Consider the following 21,395-nt stretch of genomic DNA (forward strand, 5'->3'; position numbering starts at 1 on the left):
AGCCCGCGCCCGGAGCCGCCAGACGACCGGCGGCTCCGGGCGCTCCTCTTCCCCGCCTGTTCTCCCCGCCGAAACTCCCCCGGTCATGGCCCTTGGTGGGGCAGGGCACTCACCATCACGTTCGAGAGGACATCCGTGCACACCCTCACCGACAACCACGCCTTGGAGGCGGCCCCGCTCACGGTCGACCGCCGGTTCCCGGCCTTCGCGACCGATGTGTCGGAGAAGAGCCGTCAGACGCTCCTCGCGATCGCCGAGGGCCTGACGGGCGAACCTCTCGCTGTTCGGCTCGGTATCTCCCGCAACACGATCCAGGACCGTATCCGCAGGCTCCGACTGGTGCTCGGATGCCCGGCGCCCTTCCCACTGAGTGAACTGGTGGCGCGCGGCTACGAGACCGGGGCGGTACCGCCGCCCGCCCGCACGACGGAGGAGGCCCCCGGCCTAGGCCGCAAGGAGGCGGCCCTTGTACCGCATGCCGCTGCCGGGCTGAGCTTCGTCGTGATGGCTGAGCGCACCGGCATCCCGCTTCCAGTGGTACGAACCACTATCTACGCCCTCCGTGAGCGGACCGGCGCCGTGAACGCTCCTCATCTGGTGACTCGCCTTCGTGAGCTGGGACTCGTCACTCCTGCTGTCGACCGGAAGGTGTGACCGTGATGGCCGGCCCTCGTTTTGTCGCTGGGGTGTTCACGGATCGCCCGGGGATCGTCCCGGGCGGGCCCAGGCCGGTGGCCGGGCACACGATTCTGGATCGGCCCGGGGCGCGGGCGTGGGCGGTGGGCCACACGGTGGCGGAGACGCCGCGCCCGGTTCGCGGACCGCAGGGGGATGCCCAGTTGGTGACGGCCGGAGCCTGCTTCGCCGACGCCGAGGAGCGCCGGGCCGCCCTGGGGGCGGCTTGCACCGGCCCGCTCGGTCCGGTTACCCGGCTGCCGGGTTCGTACCTCGCCTTGGTGTGGCGGGAGGGCGTCCTCACCGTGGTCGGTGACCGTGCCGGGGTGGTGCCCGTGTACTGGACACGACAGGAGGGTGCCGTCTGGTGGGCAACCGCCGGTGCGCCGCTCGCCGCCCTCATTGGTACCGGCCCGCGGCTGCCGCTGCTGTTGGCGGACCTGACGCTGACCGGCGTGGACATCACCCAGGGCGATGCCCACTACGACGGCGTACGACGTGTTCCCCCCGGCCACGCCCTCGTTCTCAGCGCGGGGGCCGCCCCACGCACCCAGGACACCACCGCGGCCCCGGCCCTTACTTCAGGCGAAGGCGCCCAGCGCCTACGGACCGCGCTCACCACCGCGGTCGGCAGGCGTACCCAGGGCGGCACGATCACCGCCGACCTCTCCGGAGGCGTCGACAGCAGCACCATCACCTGCCTCGCCGCCCGAAAGCGCCCGGTGTTGGCCGTCACCTACACCGACGTTCACCTTGCCGAGGACGACGACCTCTACTACGCCCGCCGGGTCGCGGCCGACGTCGACGGCATCACCCACCAGGTCATCGACGCCCAGCAGGAAGGGGTGGCGCAGTTCGATGGCCTGGAGGACCCTGACGTACTGCCGTTCACCGACATCCCCTCCCTCGCCCTGGGTGTGCTCGCCATCAAACGGGCCCAGCTCGCCCCGGTGGCCGCCGCCGGATCGACCGCGCACCTGACCGGCCGGGGTGGGGACAACGTCCTCACCGCCGCCCACTCCCACCCCGCCGACCAGTTCCTCGCCGGACACCGGCGAGACGCCCTACACGCCGCCACCGAGTACGCCCGCGCGCACCACGTCGCCCCGTGGCAGGTGTGGCGGCAACTCATACGCACGGTGGGCACCTCCTACCCGCGGGCACTGGAGCGCCTGGCCGCCACGGTCGGCGGCGCGGCCCCGTTGATGGTCCGGCGTTCGGCCCGGTGGGAGGACCTGGCCTGGTGCTCACTGACCGCCGCCGCCCAATGGCTCACCCCTGCCGGCCGCCGGGCAGTCGCCGAACTGATCGAGGCACGCGCCCAGGCCGCGAACCCGGCAGCCGCCCCGGCCGCCCTTCACGACCGGTTGGACCTGGAGTTCATGGCGGGCAGCCACGCAATGTATGACGCCATCGCCCGCCAGGAACGAGGCGTCGCCGTGCACGCCCCGTTCCTGGACACGGCGGTCGTTGACGCCTGCCACGCGGTTCCGGGCTTCCGGCGTGTCGAGAGCGGGGTCTACAAGCCCTTGGCGCGGGCGGGGTTCGCCGGGCTGGTGCCCGATTTCGTGTTGCGCCGTCAGACGAAGACCGCGTTCACGACCAGCCTGTATTCCGGGCTTGCCGCGAACGCCGCCACCCTGCGCCGCATCCTGGCCGAGTCCCGGCTCGCGCAGGCCGGGTTGCTCGACGGCCGCCGCGTGGGTGCCGCGCTGAACGCTGCCGTCGCGGGTGCGCCCGCGCCGCTGGCCGCGCTGCACACCCTGATCGTGACCGAGCTGTGGCTCACCACCCTCCCGAGCCAGGCCGGCCTGGCTACCTGGTGGCAGCCCGACACCGAGCGGAGCCCGGTATGACCCCAACGCCGCAGGTCCACACCGCCGTACTCCCGGGCGGTGGAGTGGCCGTGATGGACATTCGCCGGGGCCGGGGCCGCTGGCGGCACTTCAACGCCACCGCCGCCGCACTCTGGCTCACCCTCGCTGACGGCGTCCCGCTCGACCGGGCACTCGACGACCTCGCCGCCCGGTTCGAGACCCTGGGCGGCGCCCCCAAGGTCGTGCGGGCCGACCTGGACGCCCTCGCCGATCAACTCGCCGCGACCGGGCTGCTCACCGCCAGGACGGCCCCACCCCTTACGGTGGCCGACTCCGCTGTTCGCCCGCCGCTGCCCGCGGAAACCCCGCTGTCCAGCGCCGACCGCCGGGCCGCCCTCCTGGGCATGTGCGCCGCCCTGGTCCTGCTGCGCTGCACCCCCATCCGGACCACGATCGGCATTGCCCGACTCCTCGGCCGCGCCCCGCGCCGGGCAGCAACCCCCGACGAAGCTGACCTCCTTCACCACGCCGTACGGCGCGCCGCACGGCTCTGGCCTGGGAGGGCCGCGTGCCTGGAGGAGTCGCTGGCCGTGCACATCGCCGCAGCGCTTCGCGGACGGCGGGTCACCTGGGTCCTGGGCGCGCGCACCGCTCCCGCCGCAGCGCACGCCTGGGTCGAAGCCGACGGCAGCGTGATCGGACAGGACCCGGTAGGCCGGGTCTGGCCGTACACCCCGGCCCTGAAAGTCTGAACGTCCCCCGGAAGAGCGAGCATCCGAACATAAATTCGCCACCCGCCGCCACCCCTGGGGCGCGTGACCACCCAAACGGGTGAACCGTTCCCCGGGTGTGAGCACTGAACCAGACCCCACCACCGCACCGCAGTCCCGCATCCCCCGAGGCCGCCAGCCCCGCCCCGCCGGGCCCGCCATCCCGCAGTACACCGTCAGCGCTGAACGCCACGACCACGCACTCGACACCTCCTGGTGGACCATTGCCCGCCGCCTGCCCCGGCTCTCCACCATCGTGCTCCGGCTCGCCTGGAGCGCCGACCCCCGCGCCTGCCTCATCACGGCGGTGCTCCAGCTCGCCGCCGGCGCGGTCACCGCAGTCGGCCTCTACGCAACCACCGGGGCCCTAGCCCCCCTCCTAGCCGCCGGTCCCACCACTGACCGGCTCCACGACGCCCTGCCCTCGATCATCACCGTCGCCGCAGCCGCGTGCGTCCGCTCCCTCGTCGGCGCGCTCACCATCGCCACCACCGCCCGGATCGGGCCGAAGGTCGACGGCATCGCCGAGGTCCGCTACCTCGATGCCGCCACCCGCGCCCCGCTCGCCGCCTACGACGACCCCGCCTGGTGCGACCACAGCGAAGCGGCCTCCCGTGCGGCCAAGGACGCCCACCTCATGGTCGAAGCCCTCGGCCTGGTCACCACCGCGGTCCTCGGACTCGTCGCCGCCGCTGGCGTTCTCGCGCATCTCCACCCGGTCCTGCTGCCCCTGCTTCTTCTCGCGGTTGTCCCTCGCGGCTGGGCCGCCGTCCGCGCAGCCCGCGCCGGGCACGCCGCCGACCGCCACACCCTCTCCGACCGGCGCCTTCGCCACAGCCTGATGTTCCACACTGCGGGCCGCGACCACGCCTTGGAGGTCCGCGCCAACACGATGAGGATGTGGCTGCTCGACCGGTTCCGCGCCGTCGCCCAGCGCCTCGAACAGGCCGCATCCGAGGTCGGCCGCACCCACGCCCGCTACCAGCTCGTCGGCGACGCCGCCGCCGGACTCGCCACCGGCGGTGTCTATGGCGCGCTCTTCTGGCTGGCCGCCACCGGGAACATTGCCGCTGCTGCCGCCGGCACCGCCGTCATCGCCGTCCAGACCAGCGGGCGCCTCCTCACCGGCCTGGTCCAAGGCGCGAACTCCGGCTACAAAACCGGCCTATACCTTGACGACTGGGACCGCTTCCTCCACCACACCCACGCCCGCACCCCTCGCCCGGACACCACCCTCCCTGTCCCCGCGAACCCCGGAGTCATCGAAGCCTGCAACGTCACCTTCCAGTACCCGGGCAGCGACGCGCCCGCCCTCACCGGTGTCACCGTCCGCGTCCACCGCGGAGAGGTCCTGGCCATCGTCGGCGCCAACGGCTCCGGAAAATCCACCCTCGCCAAACTCCTCGCTGGCCTCTACCACCCCACCGCCGGGACGGTCACCTGGGACGACACCGACCTCACGCGCACCGACCCCGAACAGATCTGGGAACGCCTGGCGATGCTGCCCCAAGACTTCGGCCGCTGGCCCGTCACCGCCCGCGAGAACATCACCCTCGGCCAGGGCACCCAGGACCCCACCGAGATCGAGACCGCCGCCCGCAACGCCGGGGCCGACACCGTCCTCGCCACGCTCCCCGGGGGGCTCGACGCCAGCCTCGCCCCGTCCCAGTGGGGCGGCCGTGACCTATCCGGCGGACAATGGCAGAGGATCGCCGCCGCCCGCGCCTTCTACCGCTCGAACGCGCCGGTGCTGATCTGCGACGAGCCCACCTCCGCCCTCGACCCTCTCACCGAAGAGGCCGTCTACGAGCGAATCAGTACCCTCAGCGCGGGCCGCACCGTCATCCTCATCACCCACCGGCTCGGTTCCACCCGGGCCGCCGACCGCATCATCGTCCTCGACCGCGGACAACTCATCGAAGAAGGCACCCACGAGAGCCTGCTTCCACAGGCCGGGACATACGCGACCATGTGGAACACCCAGGCGGCCACGTATGGCACTCCGACGGACCGCGGCGCCCCGGAAACGGTCCGCTGAGCACCACCTCGCCATTCCTGTCCTGGTTCTTGCGCGCTGATGAAGGACGAGGGGTGAGCAGGCTGTTAGCCCGTCCGCCCTGCATGAGTTGGCCAGGGCGGATCACGGAGCCGGACCTAGAACCCGCCGAACCGCACTCTGTGCTGCAAACGCGGCGACGAGCAGCGTGACCGAGGCGCCATCGACCACCTTGGAATCCCGTGCGGCCACTCAGTCGGGCACGCGGGCCACCTCCTCGCGTCACGCCATGGGGCATAAGCTGCGGGTACACGATTGGATCATGGACGCTGTCGAGCGGAACGACGACCACGATAAGCAATGACGCCGACGGCCCTGGCCACGCAGGGTTGCTCGACGGTGACGAGCTTCTACTCGACAAGCACCGGGTCGGTCTGCCGAACCGGTGCTCTTTCAGCAGGGCCTCAACGACGCAGAGCAAGAGGCATAGGGTGTGATGGAGCCCAACCCACGCGGGTATTCACCTCCGAAGCATGTAAAGCAAAACACCATGATCACGCCACAAACCCGCAGGTCACCAAGTGTCGTCCCCGCCCACGCAGGGGTAGCTCTTCACAAAGCGCGCCAAGTTCCGGATGGTGCGCGTCGTCCCCGCCCACGCAGGGGTAGCTCCCCTGATCCGGGGGTACGTCGACTCGATCACCCGTCGTCCCCGCCCACGCAGGGGTAGCTCGCCGGTGTCGACCTGCGCCCGTACGTCCTGCGCGTCGTCCCCGCCCACGCAGGGGTAGCTCCACAGCGGTGGCGGCCGCGGTGGTCACCGGGCGGTCGTCCCCGCCCACGCAGGGGTAGCTCGCAGGTCTCGCGTACGAGCTCACCGACCTTCTTGTCGTCCCCGCCCACGCAGGGGTAGCTCCGCGCCTTCGACCCAGCGACCGGCGAGATCTTCGTCGTCCCCGCCCACGCAGGGGTAGCTCTCCTCCGGCCACCGTGACCGAGCACCGCGATACGTCGTCCCCGCCCACGCAGGGGTAGCTCGCTGTTCGTGGAGAAGGCCGTGTCCGGCACCGTATCGTCCCCGCCCACGCAGGGGTAGCTCCACCGGGCACGGCGCGGCCCCTGGCTCCAACCGGTCGTCCCCGCCCACGCAGGGGTAGCTCGCGATAGTCCGCCCTTGAGCCGCGCGCTTTGGGGTCGTCCCCGCCCACGCAGGGGTAGCTCGATGGTCGGCGGACTGCGCGACCGCTTGGTGAGGTCGTCCCCGCCCACGCAGGGGTAGCTCGCGCCGCGGGCCGAACAAAACCTTCGTCGGCTCGTCGTCCCCGCCCACGCAGGGGTAGCTCGTGCGGGCCGCCGCCCGTCATCCCGCGCAATGGGTCGTCCCCGCCCACGCAGGGGTAGCTCTTTGGGAATGAGCCGTCCTGGCGGTCCTGGCCGGTCGTCCCCGCCCACGCAGGGGTAGCTCGGTTGAGGGCGCTGTGAGCGAGGTGGTGCCGGGGGCGTCCCCATCAACGCAGCGGTAGCTCCGTACCGCAAGGTTGTGAGCTGCGGAGATGTGGGCGCAGTTGGCTTCTCGTCTGGGTTTCGGTTGTGCGGGGTCTCTTCGTCGAGGGGTGTTGTCAGTGGTGTCGCATAGGGTGCGCGGCATCTATCGACTTGGTGGAGTGGAGGACGCGTGGTGAGTGGTGGGTCGGTCGTTGGGTTAATGCGGTCGATGGGGTTGGCGCCGGAGGTGGTGTGGCGGTTGTCGGTGTTGTGGGGGAAGTCGGCGGCGCGTAATGGGGGGCGGACGCACCTGTTGTTGGGGCATCTGCTGGATACAGCGGCGGTGGCGGGGGTGATGTGGGATGAGTACCTCGCTCCGTCGTTGCGTCAGCGGTTGGACGAGGTGAGTGGTGGGCGTGGTCGTGAGTGGTTCATGTGGGTGTGCGGTGTTCACGACTGTGGGAAGGCGACTCCGGCGTTCCAGTCGGTGGATGCGGATGAGGCGGCGCGGGTTGTTGCGGCGGGTTTGACGTGGAGGCGTTGGTCGAAGACGAGGCGGTGGCGTCACGATGTGGCGGGTGGGGCGTTGTTGGCGCCGTTGTTGCGTGAGGCGTGGGGTGTGGAGGCTGCTGGATGGGTGTGGCCGTTGGTGTCGGGGCATCACGGGGCGTTTCCGTCGGCGGGGAGTTTGAGGGCTCCTTCTGAGTTGCAGGGGCGTGGTCGGGAGTGGGTTGAGGTTCAGCGGGCCTTGGTGGAGGTATTCACCCGTGCGGTGGGGTTCGAGGATTTGCGGGCGGCGTGTCCGGTGGTGGGGTTGCGGAAGGCTGAGCAGTTGGCGTTGTCGGGTTTCGTGGTGATGGCGGACTGGATCGCGAGTGACAGCTCCTGCTTCCCGGGTTTGGGGGAGGCTGAGTTGGTGTCGTGGGAGGGTGCGCAGGGGCGTGCTGTTGCTGGGTGGGCTCGGTTGGGTCTTCGGGGTGGGTGGGGTCGTCTGGAGGTTCCGGGCGGTGTGTTGGAGCCGTTGGAGGGTCGGTTGGGGGTGGTTCCGCGGGCGTCGCAGGTGGAGTTGGTGGAGCGGGTGTGGGCGTTGCCTGTGCCGGGTTTGGTGGTGGTTGAGGCGCCGATGGGGGAGGGGAAGACGAAGGGGGCGTTGGCGGCTGCGGAGGTGTTGGCGGCGCGTTTTGGTCTTGATGGTGTGTTTGTAGCGATGCCGACGCAGGCGACGAGTGATCCGATGTATGAGCAGGTGTTGTCGTGGGTGGAGTCGTTTGATCCGCGTTTGGTGGATCAGGTCGCGTTGTTGCATGGCAAGCGGCGTTTCAATAAGCGGTGGCGGGGGATCTGGGATGCTTCGCCCGCTGCTGGTGGTGATGAGTTCGGTGCGATCGACGAGGACGACGAGTTCGGGTTCGGGGCGGATTCGTGTGGGGAGGCGGAGCGGGATGCGCCGCGGCGGTGGTTCTTGGGGAGTCGGCGTGGCTTGTTGACGGGTTTCGCGGTGGGGACTGTTGATCATTTGTTGTATGCGGCGACGCGGACACGTCATGTGATGCTGCGGTTCGCTGGCCTGGCGGGCAAGGTGGTGATCGTCGACGAGGTGCATGCGGCCGATGTGTACATGCAGCAGTTCCTTGTCGAGGCGTTGCGTTGGTTGGGGCAGGCGGGGGTGCCGGTCGTGTTGCTGTCTGCGACGTTGCCGCCGGCGATGCGGCAGTCGTTGGTAGATGCGTATGTGTCGGGTGCAGTGGGGCGTGCGGATGTGTCGGAGGCGGTGCCGGCTCCGGTGGGGTATCCGTCGGTGACATCTGCCTATGCGGTGGGTGGCCGGGCAGTGGTGGAGAGTTCTGTGCGGGCGGTGGGTTCTTGGCGGGAGCCGTTGCAGGTGGGGGTGGAGTGGCTTGCGGACGTGTCGGTGGAGGGTGCCGTGGTGGCGGAGGCTGTTCGGGACGCGGTAGCTGGTGGCGGGGTGGCGCTGGTGATCGTGAACCAGGTGGACCGGGCGCAGGGGATCTACGGTGCGCTGGTGTCGGCGGGGTGGTCCGAGGACGAGGTTGTGTTGTTGCATGGCCGGCTGTGTACGGCGGGGCGTGCGGAGCAGACGGAGCGGTGTCTGCGGTTGCTGGGTCCGGGTGCGGGGTCGGGGCGCCCGGGGCGGATGGTGGTGGTGGCCACGCAGCTTGCTGAGCAGTCGTTCGATGTCGATGCGGATGTGTTGTTCACCGATCTTGCGCCGGTGGATCTGTTGCTGCAGCGGGTGGGTCGGCTGCACCGGCACGAGGGGACGCGTCGTCCCGCAGGAGTGGTGGTGCCGCGGGTGGTAGTGACGGGTGCGGCGGATGGAGGGTCGGGCATCCCGGCGTTCCTGCGTGTTTCGCGGAGCATTTATGGGGAGTGGCCGCTGCTTCGTGCGGCGGCACTGGTCGCGGAGGCAGTGGGCGGAGCCCCTCCCGCTGCCGGTGTGGGCGGAGAGCGTATGGGCGCGGGGATCCCGCCAGGTGTGGGCTCTGGGGGCGATTCGGATTCGGGGGGAGTGGGGCCTGGGTGGAGGGTTCCCGAGGATGTGCCTGGGCTGGTGGGTCAGGCCTACTCGGATATGGAGGTGTGTCCTCTGCCGTGGGCTGAGCGTGAGGAGGCCGCTCGCGCGGAGTGGTTGAGGAAGCAGGAGTCGCGGGCGGCGTGCGCGCAGGAGTTTGTTCTGACGCGGCCACGGGATTGGGCGTCGCCGACGCTGGCGGGTCTGCACTACGGGGGCGAGTTCGGGGTGAAGGCCGAGGAGGACCTCGACGCGGTGGTGCGGGATGGTCAGCGTTCGGTGGAGGTCGTCGTCGTTCGGCGGGTGCGGGGTGGGTACGCGGCGCTCGATGGCTGCCGTCTCGGTACCCACGGTGAGGCGGTCCAGGCCGAGGTGGTCGATCGTGTGCTCGGTGGGACGGTGAGGCTTCCAGGGAAGCTGACCGAGGCTGCGGAGAAGGAGTTGTCGGCGCTGCCCGGATGGTCGGGAGACCCGTGGCTGCGGTACGCGCGAGCGTTGGTCCTGGAGGAGGACGGTTGGGCAGTCCTCGGGGAGTACCGGGTGGGCTATGACGCGGTGTTGGGTCTGCTGGTGGAGGCGGTTGAGTGAGGTTCCCCGCGTGGGCGGGGACGACGTCCACCAGTAGACAGGAACACCCCTACCGCGGCAGGGAGCACAAAGGCATCCGGTTGATGCTACGCGGATCGTGTGTGTTGGTGGGCACCGAGCGACAGCGTCACCCGATCGGGCGCATTGCTCCTGGTTTGCTTGGTATCCACCACTAGACATTGAAGACTCGGATCGTCGATGGATGCTTCGCCGTTTAAACCAGGCGTCTGTCGAGCCCGGAAGTTAGCGAAGGGAAGTGTGGTGGACGTTGATCTCGTGCGGGACGGTTGGTTACCTACCGTCGGTACGGATGGCAGCCGGTTCAGCGAGGGCGTGCTGGGTTCGTTGAAGCGGGCTCATGAGATCTGGCAGCTTGAGCTGCCCGTGTCGACGATGTTGCCGGCGGTGCTTCGGCAGGTGCTGCTGCCGGTGGTGTTGGACGCGTTGGGTGCGCCGCGGTCGTCGAGGGAGTGGGCGGAGCGGTTCGAGCGGGGACGGTTCGAGCCGGAGGAGATAGACCGGCTGGCGGAGTATCTGGGCCCGGGCCGGTATGGGAGCCGCTTCCGGCTCCTGTCGTCTGATCATTCTTTCTGTCAGGTGCCCGGATTGGAGGCGGCCAATGGCGCGACGAAGTCGTCGGCGCTGCTGGTGCCTTCGGTCGCGACGGGGAACAACGTGCCGTTGTTCACCCCGTTGACCGAGGCGGATCATCTGGATTTGTCGGCGGGTGAGGCGGCGTTGTGGCTGCTGCACGCGCAGTGCTGGGATACGGCCGCGATCAAGACGGGTGCCGCGGGGGACCCGCAGATGTCTCGGGGCAAGACGACGGGGAATCCGACGGGTCCGTTGGGCCAGTTCGGTGTGATCGTGCCGACCGGGCAGACGCTGTACGAGACGTTGTTGCTGAATGTGCCGATCATGTCGGACGGCCTGGATCCGGCTGACCGGCCGCAGTGGGCCTGGGCGGAGCGGCCCTCGCCTGCGGGGGGTATGAATCCGGGTTCTCCGTTGTGGTCGCAGCGGCCTGTGTCGGGGTTGCTGGACCTGATGACGTTCCAGTCGCGTCGTATCCGTCTGGTCCCCGAGGAGACCAGTGAGGGTGTGCGTGTGCGGCAGGTAGTGGTGTGCGCGGGGGATCGTCTGGTCCGTACTCCTCAGGACGAGATGCATACCGCCTGGAACCACACGGCCAAGCCGAAGGCCGGACAGCCGTCGCAACGCCCGCGTCGTCATGTCTCCGGGCGGGCGGCGTGGCAGGGCCTGGGCGCGCTGTTGGCGCTCGACTTGCCTGAGAGTGGCAGCGGTCCGACGACTTCGTTGTTGCTTCGCCAGGTGGGTGGGCTGCGCGCGGAGGGCTATCTCGCCGCGGACTACCGTCTCGGGGTGGAGATCTGCGGTCTGGAGTACGGGAACCAGAGTGCGGTGGTCGAGAACGCGATCGCGGATCGTCTTCCTCTGCCGGTGAGCGCCCTCGTGGCGGGGGACGCGGATGTCCGCGAGGCGGTTTTGGAGTGTGTGGCCCAGGCCGACGAGGTGGGCCGTGCCTTGGATCGCTTCCATACGGAGTTGCGGCGTGCCGCGGGGGGTGATCCGTTGCCGCGGGACAAGGGGGAGCGGCCGTCGTTGCGGTTGTTGCACGCGGTGGATGGGCGGATGCGGCGGCTGTTGGCGGGGCTGCGTACGGTCGGTGAGGACTGGGATCTGTTGGAGCGTGGGCGACAGGCGTGGGAGCTGACGTTGTGGCAGGTGGCTGGCCGGGAGGCTAGGCAGTTGCTGGATGCTGTTCCGGCTCGGGCTGTGGTGGGTCGGGTGACCCGCGAGAACGGCACGGAGCGTGTTCACCGCAGTGGCTTGGCTGAGGTGTGGCTGTGGAAGGCGCTGCGGGACGCGTTGCCTCGTGCGGTTGAGGAGCGGGATGGCAGGGGGGAAGCTGCGTGAACGCGACCACGAGGACAGCCACCGGGCAGCGCGCCCGGCTTGTGCGGCCGCATTTTTGGGAGAGTTTCACGCCTGAGCAGCCGTACGCGGCGGCGGATCTCGCTGCTTTACGGGCGGGGGTGGGATGTGAGCCGGGGACGGTCCGGCGGATGTGGGCCTTGTATCGGGTGCGGGTGACAGAAGCGGACCGAGTGTCTGGTCAGACACCGGTGGGGTTGGTCGCCGAGCATGCGGTGCTGACGTTGTTCGGGGTTCACCAACAGGGCCGGACCCGCACGGTTCACCAGTCCGGTGCTGGGCTGGGGGACGCCTGCTGGGCGCTGCGCAACTCCGGGCGTTCCAGTCCGGAGGCCGTGGGCAGGCGTCTGGCCGCAATGGCGGGCTCACTCGATCTAGGCGAGCTCACTCATCACCTGCGCGCTGTCGTGGCGCAGCTGCGTGGGGCCGGTCTGGGGTTGGACTACACGCGTCTGTTCTTCGATCTGCGGGCTTGGCAGCAGGAGGGGGCTGAGCGGGACCGGCGGGTGCGAGCCTGGGGTCTGCAGTACTGCGACCTGGCCCGCAGCCGGGCCCGTGCCGGGGCTGGTGTCGGTGTTGCCGAGGCGACGGACGCTGTTGCTGCCGGAGGGCAGGAGCCGGATGTCTTGGGGTTCGATGCCGAGCGCACTCCGTTCTGGGACACGTACGCGCCGTCGATGCCGGGGGCTGGTGCGAACCTGGCAGCCTTGCGTTCTGGGGTGAACCGGGAAGCCGGCACGGTGCCCGCGATGTGGCACCTGTACCGGACAACGGTCAGCCTGTACGAGCAGTGCACCGGTGCTCTCGGGCGTCCGCTGGCTGCGGAACATGCGGCGCTTGCGTTGTTCGGTGTGCACCAGTACGGCCGACGCAGAACGATGCACACGTCAGGTGTGAGTCTCGGAATGGCGTGCGGAAACCTACGCAGGTCGGCACAGGGGAGTGCGGAGGCGCTGGAGCGGCGCTTCGCTAACATCCTCACCTCCGTGGACAGCCACGAACTCGCCCAACACCTTCGAGGGCTTGTCCCCATGCTGGGCGGGGCGGAGCAGCCTCTCGACTACGGACTGCTTCGGGCAGACCTCCTGGGTTGGGACGACCCTGAACGGCAGTCCCGGATCCGCAGTCGGTGGGACAAGGCCTACCGAGCGGGTGGCACCCCCTCCGACTGAGTCAACCCACGCGCAGCCCGGTTGGTGAAGGAGATGCTCACACCCGCCGGCCGGGGTATCACAGTGGTCACGCCAGCAAACCGTGCTGCTCCGCCTGCTGGTCGATTCAACGGCTTCCTGGCAGCCCGAGCTCCGCGTGGACCCATGGCTGCAGTAGTTCAGCAACCCAGGACTGTGTTCGCGGCCTGCCTCGGAACCTGAGGCCGTGCCGTGTCTCCGTCAGTCCCCTTTGTTTGTTCAGTGGCCGTTCAACGGCCATCACCCTTGTTGAAGGAGTTCACCATGACTGTGTCCCCGCTGTTCGTCGAGGTTCACATCCTGCAGAGCCTGCCGCCTTCCAACGTGAACCGAGATGACTCGGGCACGCCGAAGCAGGCCCTGTACGGCGGTGCCCGCCGCGCCCGGGTGTCGTCCCAGGCGTGGAAGCGGGCGACGCGCATGCACTTCGCCGCTGGATCGGAGCAGACGGACCGGGCGACCCGTACCACGCGGATCGGGAGCCTCCTGACCGACCGCCTGGCCCAACCCGCCCACGAGGGTGGTGCCGGCCTCGCCCAAGACCACGCCGCACGTCTGGCCACCGCTCTCCTGGCGCCCCTGGGCATCACCCAGTCCGCGACCAAGGCGAACCAGTCCGCCTACTTGTTGTTCTTCGGCCGGCGGCAACTCGACGACCTCATCGCGCTCCTGGACGGACGCGCCGTCGAACTCGCCGCACTACCGGACAAGGAACTCAAGGCCGAGGTCGACAAGCTGCCCGTCGTCGACACGCTCTCCAGCGGCCACCCCGCGGAGGTCGCTCTCTTCGGCCGCATGGTCGCCGACCTTCCCTCCCTCAATGTGGACGCCGCCGTGCAAGTCGCCCACGCCCTGTCCACCCACACGGTGCGCACCGAGTTCGACTACTACACGGCGGTCGACGACGAGAACACGGAGGGCTCTGGCGCCGGCATGATCGGCACCGTCGAGTTCAACTCGTCGACGCTCTACCGGTACGCCGTCCTCGGCATGCACCAACTGCGCGACAACCTCACCGCAGCGGATGCCACCTTGGATGCCGCGGTGCGGTTCGTGGACTCGTTCACCCGTTCCATGCCTACTGGCCATCAGAACACCTTCGCGCACCGCACCGTGCCGCAGCTGGTACTGGTCACGCTCCGCACCGACCAGCCCATCAACCTGGTGTCCGCCTACGAGCGGCCTGTCACCGGCGACAGCGGACTGACCAGCGAGTCGGCCGCCCGGCTGGCCGCCGAACTGGATGTCGTCGGCACCTCCTGGGGCTCCCGTCCCTCCCGAACCCTGGCCACCTACGCCCTCGAGGCCGACAAGCTCACCGAAGCGTTCGGGGCGTCCGTGCCGTTCCCCACGCTCCTCGACACCCTGCGCGAGACCCTCGACCACTGGCTCACCCACGGCCGGCTCGCGGACGAACAGCACACGCCGCAGGGCGAGGTGCCCGCGGCCCGGAACGGAGCCACACACAGCACCGAGCAGGCGGAGAACGCCTGATGACCGCCTCGGCTGTTCTCGTCCTACGGCTCGCCGCACCCCTGCAATCCTGGGGCGGACCATCCCGATACAACCGGCGGGACACCCACCCCGAGCCCACGAAGTCCGGTGTCCTTGGCCTGCTCGCCGCAGCCGAAGGACGCCGCCGCGAAGCACCCCTCGCTGACCTCCTCGGACTGCATCTCGGTGTCCGCACCGACCAGCCCGGCAGCATCCTGCGCGACTACCACACCGTCAGCGACCACCGAGGGCAACCACTGCCCTCCAGCCAGGTCAACGCAAAAGGCGTACAGAAGAAGACCAGCCCCGCCAAGCACACTGGCATCACCCGCCGCTACTACCTCCAAGACGCCGTGTTCATCGCGGCGCTCCGCGGCCCCGCCCCCCTCCTGGAAGCCCTCGACCACGCCGTGCGCCACCCGGCCTTCCCGTTGGCGCTGGGCCGTCGCTCCTGCCCGCCCACCGGCCCCATCAGCCTGGGCCTCCACCCGGACGCTGACCTCACGGACATCCTGAGTTCCGTGCCCTGGCAGGCCTCCGCCCACCACCGGCATCACACGAAGGGCAGCCAGGTGACCTTGGCCGCCACGATCGAGGATCGGAATGGCGAGCACACCGTCAGCGACACACCCGACACTTACGACCTACGCACCGGCACCATCTTCAGCGACCGCACCGTGCACCACACGTGGGTCACTATCCCCACCGGCCACGCCCCACCCACCGAAGATGACTCGCCCGCTGATCCGGCCTCCGGCCACGACCCTTTCGCCCTCCTGGGCTGGTGACTCCATGCCGTACCTGTCGAAGATCGCCCTCAACCCGCGCCGCCGCAGCAGCCTCGGCCTCCTCGCAAACCCTCACCGGATCCACGCGACCGTCCTCGCTGGCCTCGCCACCCAACCCGTCACCGAACGCGTGCTGTGGCGCCTCGAACACGACAACCCCCACCGCGCGGAACTACTCGTCCTCACCGAAAGCCGCCCCGACTGGACACACCTCGTCGAACAGTCAGGATGGCCCGACGCCGACAACGGCGCTCCCCTCGTAGCCAACTACACCCCCCTCCTAGACAAGATCGTCTACGGGCGGGAGTTCGCATTCCGACTCACCGCCAACCCCGTGCAATCCCTACGCCACCCAACGAAACCGAGCCCCCAGCAGGCCGAACGACGCGCCAAGCAAGACGCCCAACCCGGCACCGCCGCCGAACGCGGCGTCCGCGGGATCCGCATGCCCCACCGCACCGCCCACCAACAACTCCACTGGCTCTACGACCGCGCCACCCGCCACGGCTTCACCATCCCCACCACAAACGAACCCACGACACCACCCACACTCGGCCTCGGCCAACCCAGCACACCAGCCCCCGCCGTCTCCCTCACCTCACGCGACATCCTCCGCTTCAACAAACACCGCAACGGCCCCCGCGTAACCCTCTCCACCGCCACCTACCAAGGCCGCCTCCGCGTCACCGACCCCGACGCACTACGCCACACCCTGCTCCACGGCATCGGCCCAGCCAAAGCCTACGGACAAGGACTCCTCACCCTCGCCCCACTCACCCCGGAGCACCACCATGCCTGAACCCTGGTGGAAAGCCCGCCCCCAAGACGTCTACCGACTCGAAGACCGCATCTCCAGCCTGTACGTCGAACGCTGCCACATCGACCGCGACGACAACGCCATCGTCCTCGTCAACAAAGCCCGCGTCGTCCACGTACCCGCCAGCTACCTAGCCGTCCTCCTCATCGGCCCCGGAACCCGCATCACCCACGCCGCCGTCACCCTCCTCGCCGACTCCTCCACCACTATGTGCTGGGTCGGCGAACAAGGCGTACGCCTCTACGCCTCCGGCATCGGCCCAGCCCGCAACTCCCGACTCCAGTTACGACAAGCCTGGCTCGTCACCCGCCCCAAAGAACGGGTCGCCGTAGCCCGCCGCATGTACGACCTCCGCTTCCCCGGCGAGAACACCACCGGCCTCACCCTCCAACAACTCCGCGGACGAGAAGGCACCCGCATCCGCAAGCTCTACGCCCACCACTCCAAACGAACCAACGTCCCCTGGACCAAAAGAGACTACAAACCCGGCGACGCCTTCGCCGCCGGCGACGACGTCAACCGCCTCCTCTCCGCAGCCAACTCCGCCCTCTACGGCATCTGTCACGCCGTCATCACCGGCCTCGGCGCCAGCCCCGCACTCGGCTTCGTCCACACCGGCTCCGCCCTCTCCTTCGTCCTAGACATCGCCGACCTCTACAAAGCCGACTTCACCATCCCCCTCGCCTTCGACCTGGCGGCCAAAGGCCTCACCGACGAACGCGACGCCCGCATCGCCCTACGCGACAGCATCGTCAGCGAAAAACTCCTCCCCCGCATCGCCACCGACCTCAAGGAACTCCTCGTACCCGAAGGCGAAGCGCTGCTAGACCAAGACCTCAGCGGCCTGTGGGACGAAGACGACACCGTCCTTGCAGGCGGCCGCAACTGGGGAACCGACTCCTTCTCCACCAACCATCACATCGACGTGATCCCACCCACCCCCGGAGATCCCCACCAGACCGACCGAAACAACCCCGAAGAGCCGGGCGCCAATCCATGACCGTCATCATCCTGATCGCCGCACCATCAGGCCTCCGCGGCCACCTGACCCGATGGTTCATCGAGTCCGCACCCGGCGTGTTCGTCGGAACACCCAACCGGCGCATCCGCGACCGGCTATGGCTGCTCCTCAGCAACCGCGTCAACGACGGCCAAGCCATCATGATCGAACCCGCCGACACCGAGCAGCGATGGTCCGTACGCACCGCTGGCCGCGACCGCTGGACTCCCACCGACTTCGACGGAATCACCCTCATGGCCCGGCCAAGGGAGGCGTCCGAAGGATGGCGACCAACCGAATCCATGTAAAGGAAACAGCATGATCACGTAGCTCCACCGCAGGTCAGGAAGTGTCGTCCCCGCCCACGCAGGGGTAGCTCGACGAACCGCGACGGGTCCTTCCGCCGGAAGCCGTCGTCCCCGCCCACGCAGGGGTAGCTCCTCGTAGGGGCGGAGCGTCCGGGTGCCGGCGGAGTCGTCCCCGCCCACGCAGGGGTAGCTCTTCGAAAACGGGCGCCTCAGTGCTGACATCCAGGTCGTCCCCGCCCACGCAGGGGTAGCTCGGGGTCGGTGGGGTCGTCAACGATGACCGCGTCGTCGTCCCCGCCCACGCAGGGGTAGCTCGACCCACTTGGCGCTGCAACTTCTTCTGCGGTCGTCGTCCCCGCCCACGCAGGGGTAGCTCCTAGCCATCAGTTCACACGCCGATACCCTGTCCGTCGTCCCCGCCCACGCAGGGGTAGCTCGGCGCGAGCGAGAGGGACCCTGTCGGCGTAACCGTCGTCCCCGCCCACGCAGGGGTAGCTCCGGTCAGCGCCACGGCTCACCTCCGTCGGCGTCGTCGTCCCCGCCCACGCAGGGGTAGCTCGATCGCCGCCGTGTACGCCCCGGGCGGTGCGTCGTCGTCCCCGCCCACGCAGGGGTAGCTCGCTCGCGCGGCCGGTGCCGTCCCGCTGCTGTGGGTCGTCCCCGCCCACGCAGGGGTAGCTCCCGTGGTGAGCGGCAGTTCGTACTCCCATCCACGTCGTCCCCGCCCACGCAGGGGTAGCTCGCCGAACTCGCACCCCCGACGCAGAAGAAACGGGTCGTCCCCGCCCACGCAGGGGTAGCTCGCGGGAGCTTGTGCGGCTGTGGTCGCGGGGGCGGTCGTCCCCGCCCACGCAGGGGTAGCTCCGTGACGTTCCATGGCCGCTTGGACAGGGCGAGGTCGTCCCCGCCCACGCAGGGGTAGCTCTCGACGGCGGGACGAAGAACTGCGCCCTCACGGGTCGTCCCCGCCCACGCAGGGGTAGCTCGGATGCGGTGGAGCAGTGCAGCGAGCCGGACGCGGACGGCCGTCAGGTGTGCTTTGGCAAGTCGACCCCGGCCCCCAAGGGCAAGGCGCCCCGCGCGTCCGAGAAGGCGGGTGCGGCGGCGACTGCGGGTGTGGAGTGGTGCAATACCAACTTCGAATCCATCCTCGCGACCCGGTTCATCGAGTGCGATGTGCGCTCGGTGCCGGTCATCATCAGCATGAACGGTGTGCCGCAGGCTGTGACGAATTTTATGTTCCTGCGGATGCTGGAACTTGACGGACAGAACACGTTCGCCGAGCACCTGACGATCGAGCCGGCCCAGCAGATCCCGCCCGCGTTCCGTGAGATCAACTTCGTGGGCTGGAAGCATCTGTGCGAAACCTCGTGTACGCCGCAGGAGCAGCCGGTGACGGCGTGGAAGGGCAAGCCGTGGTGGGTGCCGGGTGAAATGCACTCGGCGACGCCGTTCAGCTGGGGTACGTCGCTGGCCGGTACGGACTACCGGTTCAAGCCTGACATTCAGATCGACGCGAACATTCTCCCCGCCGACGGGAGGATTCGCCCGTTCAAGACCGGCTACCAGTGGTCGCTTGACTACAACGGCGGCACCGAGGACCTCGACCGTATCCGCTGCGACACCCCCGCAGCAGACGCCCCGGCGGGGTCGGTTCCGGGCTGTGTGTTCGTCAACGTCGCGCCCACGTACACGTTCAACGCGAAGGCGTTCCCGCAGGCCGCCGCTCACGCGTGGCTGATTCAGAAGGCCACGGCCAAGTACCCGGGTTCGATGGTTGACCAGAAGCCCCTGTACTACATGGGTGATGAGGCGCAGAACACCCGTTCCCGTACGCGGATCTGCCCCACGGGGTGGGCCGCGAACAACGGCGACCCCTCCGCCCTGGTGGATGCGGGCGACACGTTGAACTGTGACGAGTTCGCGTCCTCGTACAACAGCGGCGGCATGTCGTCCACCGAGGGCGGCATCAACCCGGCGATCCCGCCGGGGAAGACCACTCTCCCCCGCGGGGATGCCTGCATTTCGATGTACGCGAAGAAGCACGGCAGCATGATCCACCTGTTCTCGCAGAACGGGGCGGACCCCACGTTCAACGAGGTGTGCGGCCGGGCGGCGATCTCGGGCATGCACAACCAGGAATCCATGGGCGGCCACTTCGCGAACTTCATGAAGCAGATGCGCATCAAGGACAGGGATGCGTACTGGCTGGATACCCGCATGGATGACCGCGGCACCTGCCGTTACGGTGTCGGCGGCGGTCAACCCGTGATCTGCGAACTCGTCGCGCAGTAACACCCCAGCGCCAACACGCTTCGGCCCTCACCCTGACCGTCAGGGTGAGGGCCGAAGCCGTTGTGCAGGCGCGTGCGGCTCAAGGAGTGAGGAGGTGCACGGCGGGGAGATTCCCGGCCTGTGCGGCATCCTGGTCGATACTCAGCCCCGTGTACGCGCCCAGCGCGGTGAACACCAGGGTGGGCAGGCGCGCGCCGTGCTGTTCGTAGTAGGCGGTCACCTCGTCGGCAGTGGCCTCGGGGATGGAGGGGAAGACGGCACCGGCGGCGGTGAGCGCCGCGTCCAACGCCGACTCGTGGCCAGTGGTGGTGCCGAACTCTGCGCGCCGTATCACCTCGTCGCCTTCGACGTGCAGGATCGCGGCGGGCGGGCTGTACAGGTTCCGGCTGGCGCACAGGATCTCTTCACCCGGGCCGGGCCTCATCGAGGGGACACGGCGGAAGCCGGTTGCCCAGGTCGCGGCGTGGTCGTTCTCCAGCACGTACGTCCACTCACCCTCGCTGCCGTACATCGCGTAGGCGTAGCGGGTGGGGTCGTGGCCGGGCGGGGTGGGCTGGCTACGCAGTTCGGCCAGCGGGGCGCGGGCGGCGAGCTGATCGAGGTCGGCCCCGAGGTTGATGAGGAACTCGTCAGGGTCGATGCCTCGGGCGAGGGTGAGGGAGACGCCGCCGCGCATTCCGGGGACGGGCGTGGCGGTGTGGGCGTGGGCGCCTATCCAGGTGAGGCCGTTGGTCATGGAGGGGGGTCCGTTCGCTGGTGGGGTGGGGTCGAGCTTAGCCTCGCGCTTTCGTGAAGCGGGCTTTCCGACGGGTGGTCCGGTAAGCGAGAAAATACCTCTGACCAGCAAGAATGAGGATTGTCGAGGTCCTTGTTCCTGCCACCGCCGGAGGCCTTGCCGATGGCCGAACTCCCGATCACCACACCCGTCCAAGGCACCGTGCTTGAACTCGCCGGGCTCGTCGAGGGGCTGGAGACCGGGCGGCTGCTGGTCGTCTCCGGGGAACGGGCCGGACTCCCCTGCGTCGCGGGCGTCCGCGTCGCCGAGGCGGTTCGGATCGCCGAGGTGCGGCAGGGCATCACCGACTTGGGCCAGAACAACCCCCCGCCCAGCGAGTCCAACCACAGCTTCGCCGTCCACGGCAAAGCGGTGCGCGCCACCCACGGCGAGGCCCGCACCGAGGTCCTCCACAGCGGCGACCCCGTACCTGGGCAGCGCTTCGAGCTCCGCTCCGGCCCCCTGATCTACGTCTCCGCCGTCACCCCGAACGGCGTGCACAGCACCCTGGAGGTCACCGTCGACTCCGTCCGGTGACCGGAGTGCCCCTGGCCGCCCGGCCTCGGGCCCGGCGAGCTCAGATACACCACCGCGACCGACGAGCACGGCGCCACCGCGGTGTTCTTCCCCGACAGGTGTCGGTGCCGCCGCCCGGCCAGCGGCACCGACACCATCCGGTCCCACTAGGGCTGTTCGAAGTTCGGATCATGTGGCTGAGGCGAGGTGCTTCAGCCACATGATCGATCCTCGGAGGTGGAGTCCTGCCTCGTAGCTTTCTGGGGACTTGTCGTAGCGGGTGGCAAGTCCGCGCCTGGTCTTGATCTGCTGGAAGCAGCGCTCCACGGTGTTGCGCCGCCGGTACTGGTGCGGGTCGAAGGCGACGGGTCGACCACCGGCCGAGCCCTTCT

General features: G+C 69.1%; 16 protein-coding genes and 2 CRISPR repeat arrays. Of the genes, 14 read left to right on the top strand and 2 right to left on the bottom strand.

Annotated elements, in window-relative coordinates:
* Positions 1–135 precede the first annotated feature (135 nt).
* The 13 genes from ACFWIA_RS30540 to ACFWIA_RS30600 all read left to right on the top strand — a co-directional run bounded on the left by ACFWIA_RS30540 (position 136) and on the right by ACFWIA_RS30600 (position 19,712).
* Entirely contained in the window at positions 136–654 is a 519-nt protein-coding gene (locus tag ACFWIA_RS30540) for a hypothetical protein (RefSeq protein ID WP_387010495.1), read from the top strand.
* 5 nt (positions 655–659) lie between these two features.
* Positions 660–2,531, top strand: coding sequence for an albusnodin/ikarugamycin family macrolactam cyclase (locus ACFWIA_RS30545; RefSeq protein ID WP_387010496.1), 1,872 nt, complete (start codon positions 660–662; stop codon positions 2,529–2,531).
* Positions 2,528–3,244: a lasso peptide biosynthesis B2 protein gene (locus ACFWIA_RS30550; RefSeq protein WP_387010497.1), complete on the top strand. Its 717-nt coding sequence runs from the start codon at positions 2,528–2,530 to the stop codon at positions 3,242–3,244. Before ACFWIA_RS30545 ends, ACFWIA_RS30550 begins: the two co-directional genes overlap by 4 nt.
* 97 nt (positions 3,245–3,341) lie before the next feature.
* Positions 3,342–5,300: an ABC transporter ATP-binding protein gene (locus ACFWIA_RS30555; RefSeq protein ID WP_387010498.1), complete on the top strand. Its 1,959-nt coding sequence runs from the start codon at positions 3,342–3,344 to the stop codon at positions 5,298–5,300.
* A 541-nt stretch (positions 5,301–5,841) separates the two neighbouring features.
* Positions 5,842–6,784: direct repeats of the CRISPR family, unit length 28 nt; unit sequence GTCGTCCCCGCCCACGCAGGGGTAGCTC.
* 188 nt (positions 6,785–6,972) lie between these two features.
* Positions 6,973–9,864, top strand: coding sequence for a CRISPR-associated helicase Cas3' (gene cas3 / locus ACFWIA_RS30560; RefSeq protein ID WP_387010499.1), 2,892 nt, complete (start codon positions 6,973–6,975; stop codon positions 9,862–9,864).
* Between the two features lie 261 nt (positions 9,865–10,125).
* Positions 10,126–11,802 (top strand): type I-E CRISPR-associated protein Cse1/CasA, encoded by a 1,677-nt coding sequence (casA, locus tag ACFWIA_RS30565; RefSeq protein ID WP_387010500.1) that lies wholly within the window; start codon positions 10,126–10,128, stop codon positions 11,800–11,802.
* A 41-nt stretch (positions 11,803–11,843) separates the two neighbouring features.
* Complete coding sequence (gene casB / locus ACFWIA_RS30570; protein ID WP_387010510.1) at positions 11,844–12,992, top strand: type I-E CRISPR-associated protein Cse2/CasB; 1,149 nt, start codon at positions 11,844–11,846, stop codon at positions 12,990–12,992.
* A gap of 282 nt (positions 12,993–13,274) precedes the next feature.
* Positions 13,275–14,504 carry a type I-E CRISPR-associated protein Cas7/Cse4/CasC gene (cas7e, locus tag ACFWIA_RS30575; RefSeq protein ID WP_387010501.1) on the top strand — a complete coding sequence of 410 codons (1,230 nt, stop codon included), beginning with the start codon at positions 13,275–13,277 and terminating at the stop codon, positions 14,502–14,504.
* Positions 14,504–15,292, top strand: coding sequence for a type I-E CRISPR-associated protein Cas5/CasD (gene cas5e, locus ACFWIA_RS30580; protein WP_387010502.1), 789 nt, complete (start codon positions 14,504–14,506; stop codon positions 15,290–15,292). The genes cas7e and cas5e overlap by 1 nt, the downstream gene beginning before the upstream one ends.
* Positions 15,293–15,296: 4 nt before the next feature.
* Entirely contained in the window at positions 15,297–16,091 is a 795-nt protein-coding gene (cas6e, locus tag ACFWIA_RS30585; RefSeq protein WP_387010503.1) for a type I-E CRISPR-associated protein Cas6/Cse3/CasE, read from the top strand.
* Positions 16,084–17,109 (top strand): type I-E CRISPR-associated endonuclease Cas1e, encoded by a 1,026-nt coding sequence (cas1e, locus tag ACFWIA_RS30590; RefSeq protein ID WP_387010504.1) that lies wholly within the window; start codon positions 16,084–16,086, stop codon positions 17,107–17,109. The genes cas6e and cas1e overlap by 8 nt, the downstream gene beginning before the upstream one ends.
* A complete protein-coding gene (gene cas2e, locus ACFWIA_RS30595) occupies positions 17,106–17,417 on the top strand; it encodes a type I-E CRISPR-associated endoribonuclease Cas2e (RefSeq protein WP_387010505.1) in 312 nt (103 codons plus the stop codon). The genes cas1e and cas2e overlap by 4 nt, the downstream gene beginning before the upstream one ends.
* A gap of 43 nt (positions 17,418–17,460) precedes the next feature.
* A CRISPR array of direct repeats spans positions 17,461–18,403; the repeat unit is 28 nt; unit sequence GTCGTCCCCGCCCACGCAGGGGTAGCTC.
* Positions 18,404–18,410: 7 nt separating this feature from the next.
* Positions 18,411–19,712 carry a hypothetical protein gene (locus tag ACFWIA_RS30600; protein ID WP_387010506.1) on the top strand — a complete coding sequence of 434 codons (1,302 nt, stop codon included), beginning with the start codon at positions 18,411–18,413 and terminating at the stop codon, positions 19,710–19,712.
* A gap of 79 nt (positions 19,713–19,791) precedes the next feature.
* On the opposite strand, the gene ACFWIA_RS30605 is transcribed toward ACFWIA_RS30600, so the two are convergent.
* Positions 19,792–20,448: a hypothetical protein gene (locus tag ACFWIA_RS30605; RefSeq protein WP_387010507.1), complete on the bottom strand. Its 657-nt coding sequence runs from the start codon at positions 20,446–20,448 to the stop codon at positions 19,792–19,794.
* Between the two features lie 162 nt (positions 20,449–20,610).
* Between ACFWIA_RS30605 and ACFWIA_RS30610 the strand changes: the two genes are divergently transcribed.
* Positions 20,611–21,024: a hypothetical protein gene (locus tag ACFWIA_RS30610; RefSeq protein ID WP_387010508.1), complete on the top strand. Its 414-nt coding sequence runs from the start codon at positions 20,611–20,613 to the stop codon at positions 21,022–21,024.
* Between the two features lie 168 nt (positions 21,025–21,192).
* Here ACFWIA_RS30610 and ACFWIA_RS30615 read toward each other — a convergent pair.
* On the bottom strand, positions 21,193–21,395 hold a 203-nt coding region (locus ACFWIA_RS30615; RefSeq protein ID WP_387010509.1), incomplete at its 5' end, for a transposase.

It is taken from the genome of Streptomyces sp. NPDC127068 (assembly GCF_042724695.1).
Lineage (GTDB): Bacteria > Actinomycetota > Actinomycetes > Streptomycetales > Streptomycetaceae > Streptomyces.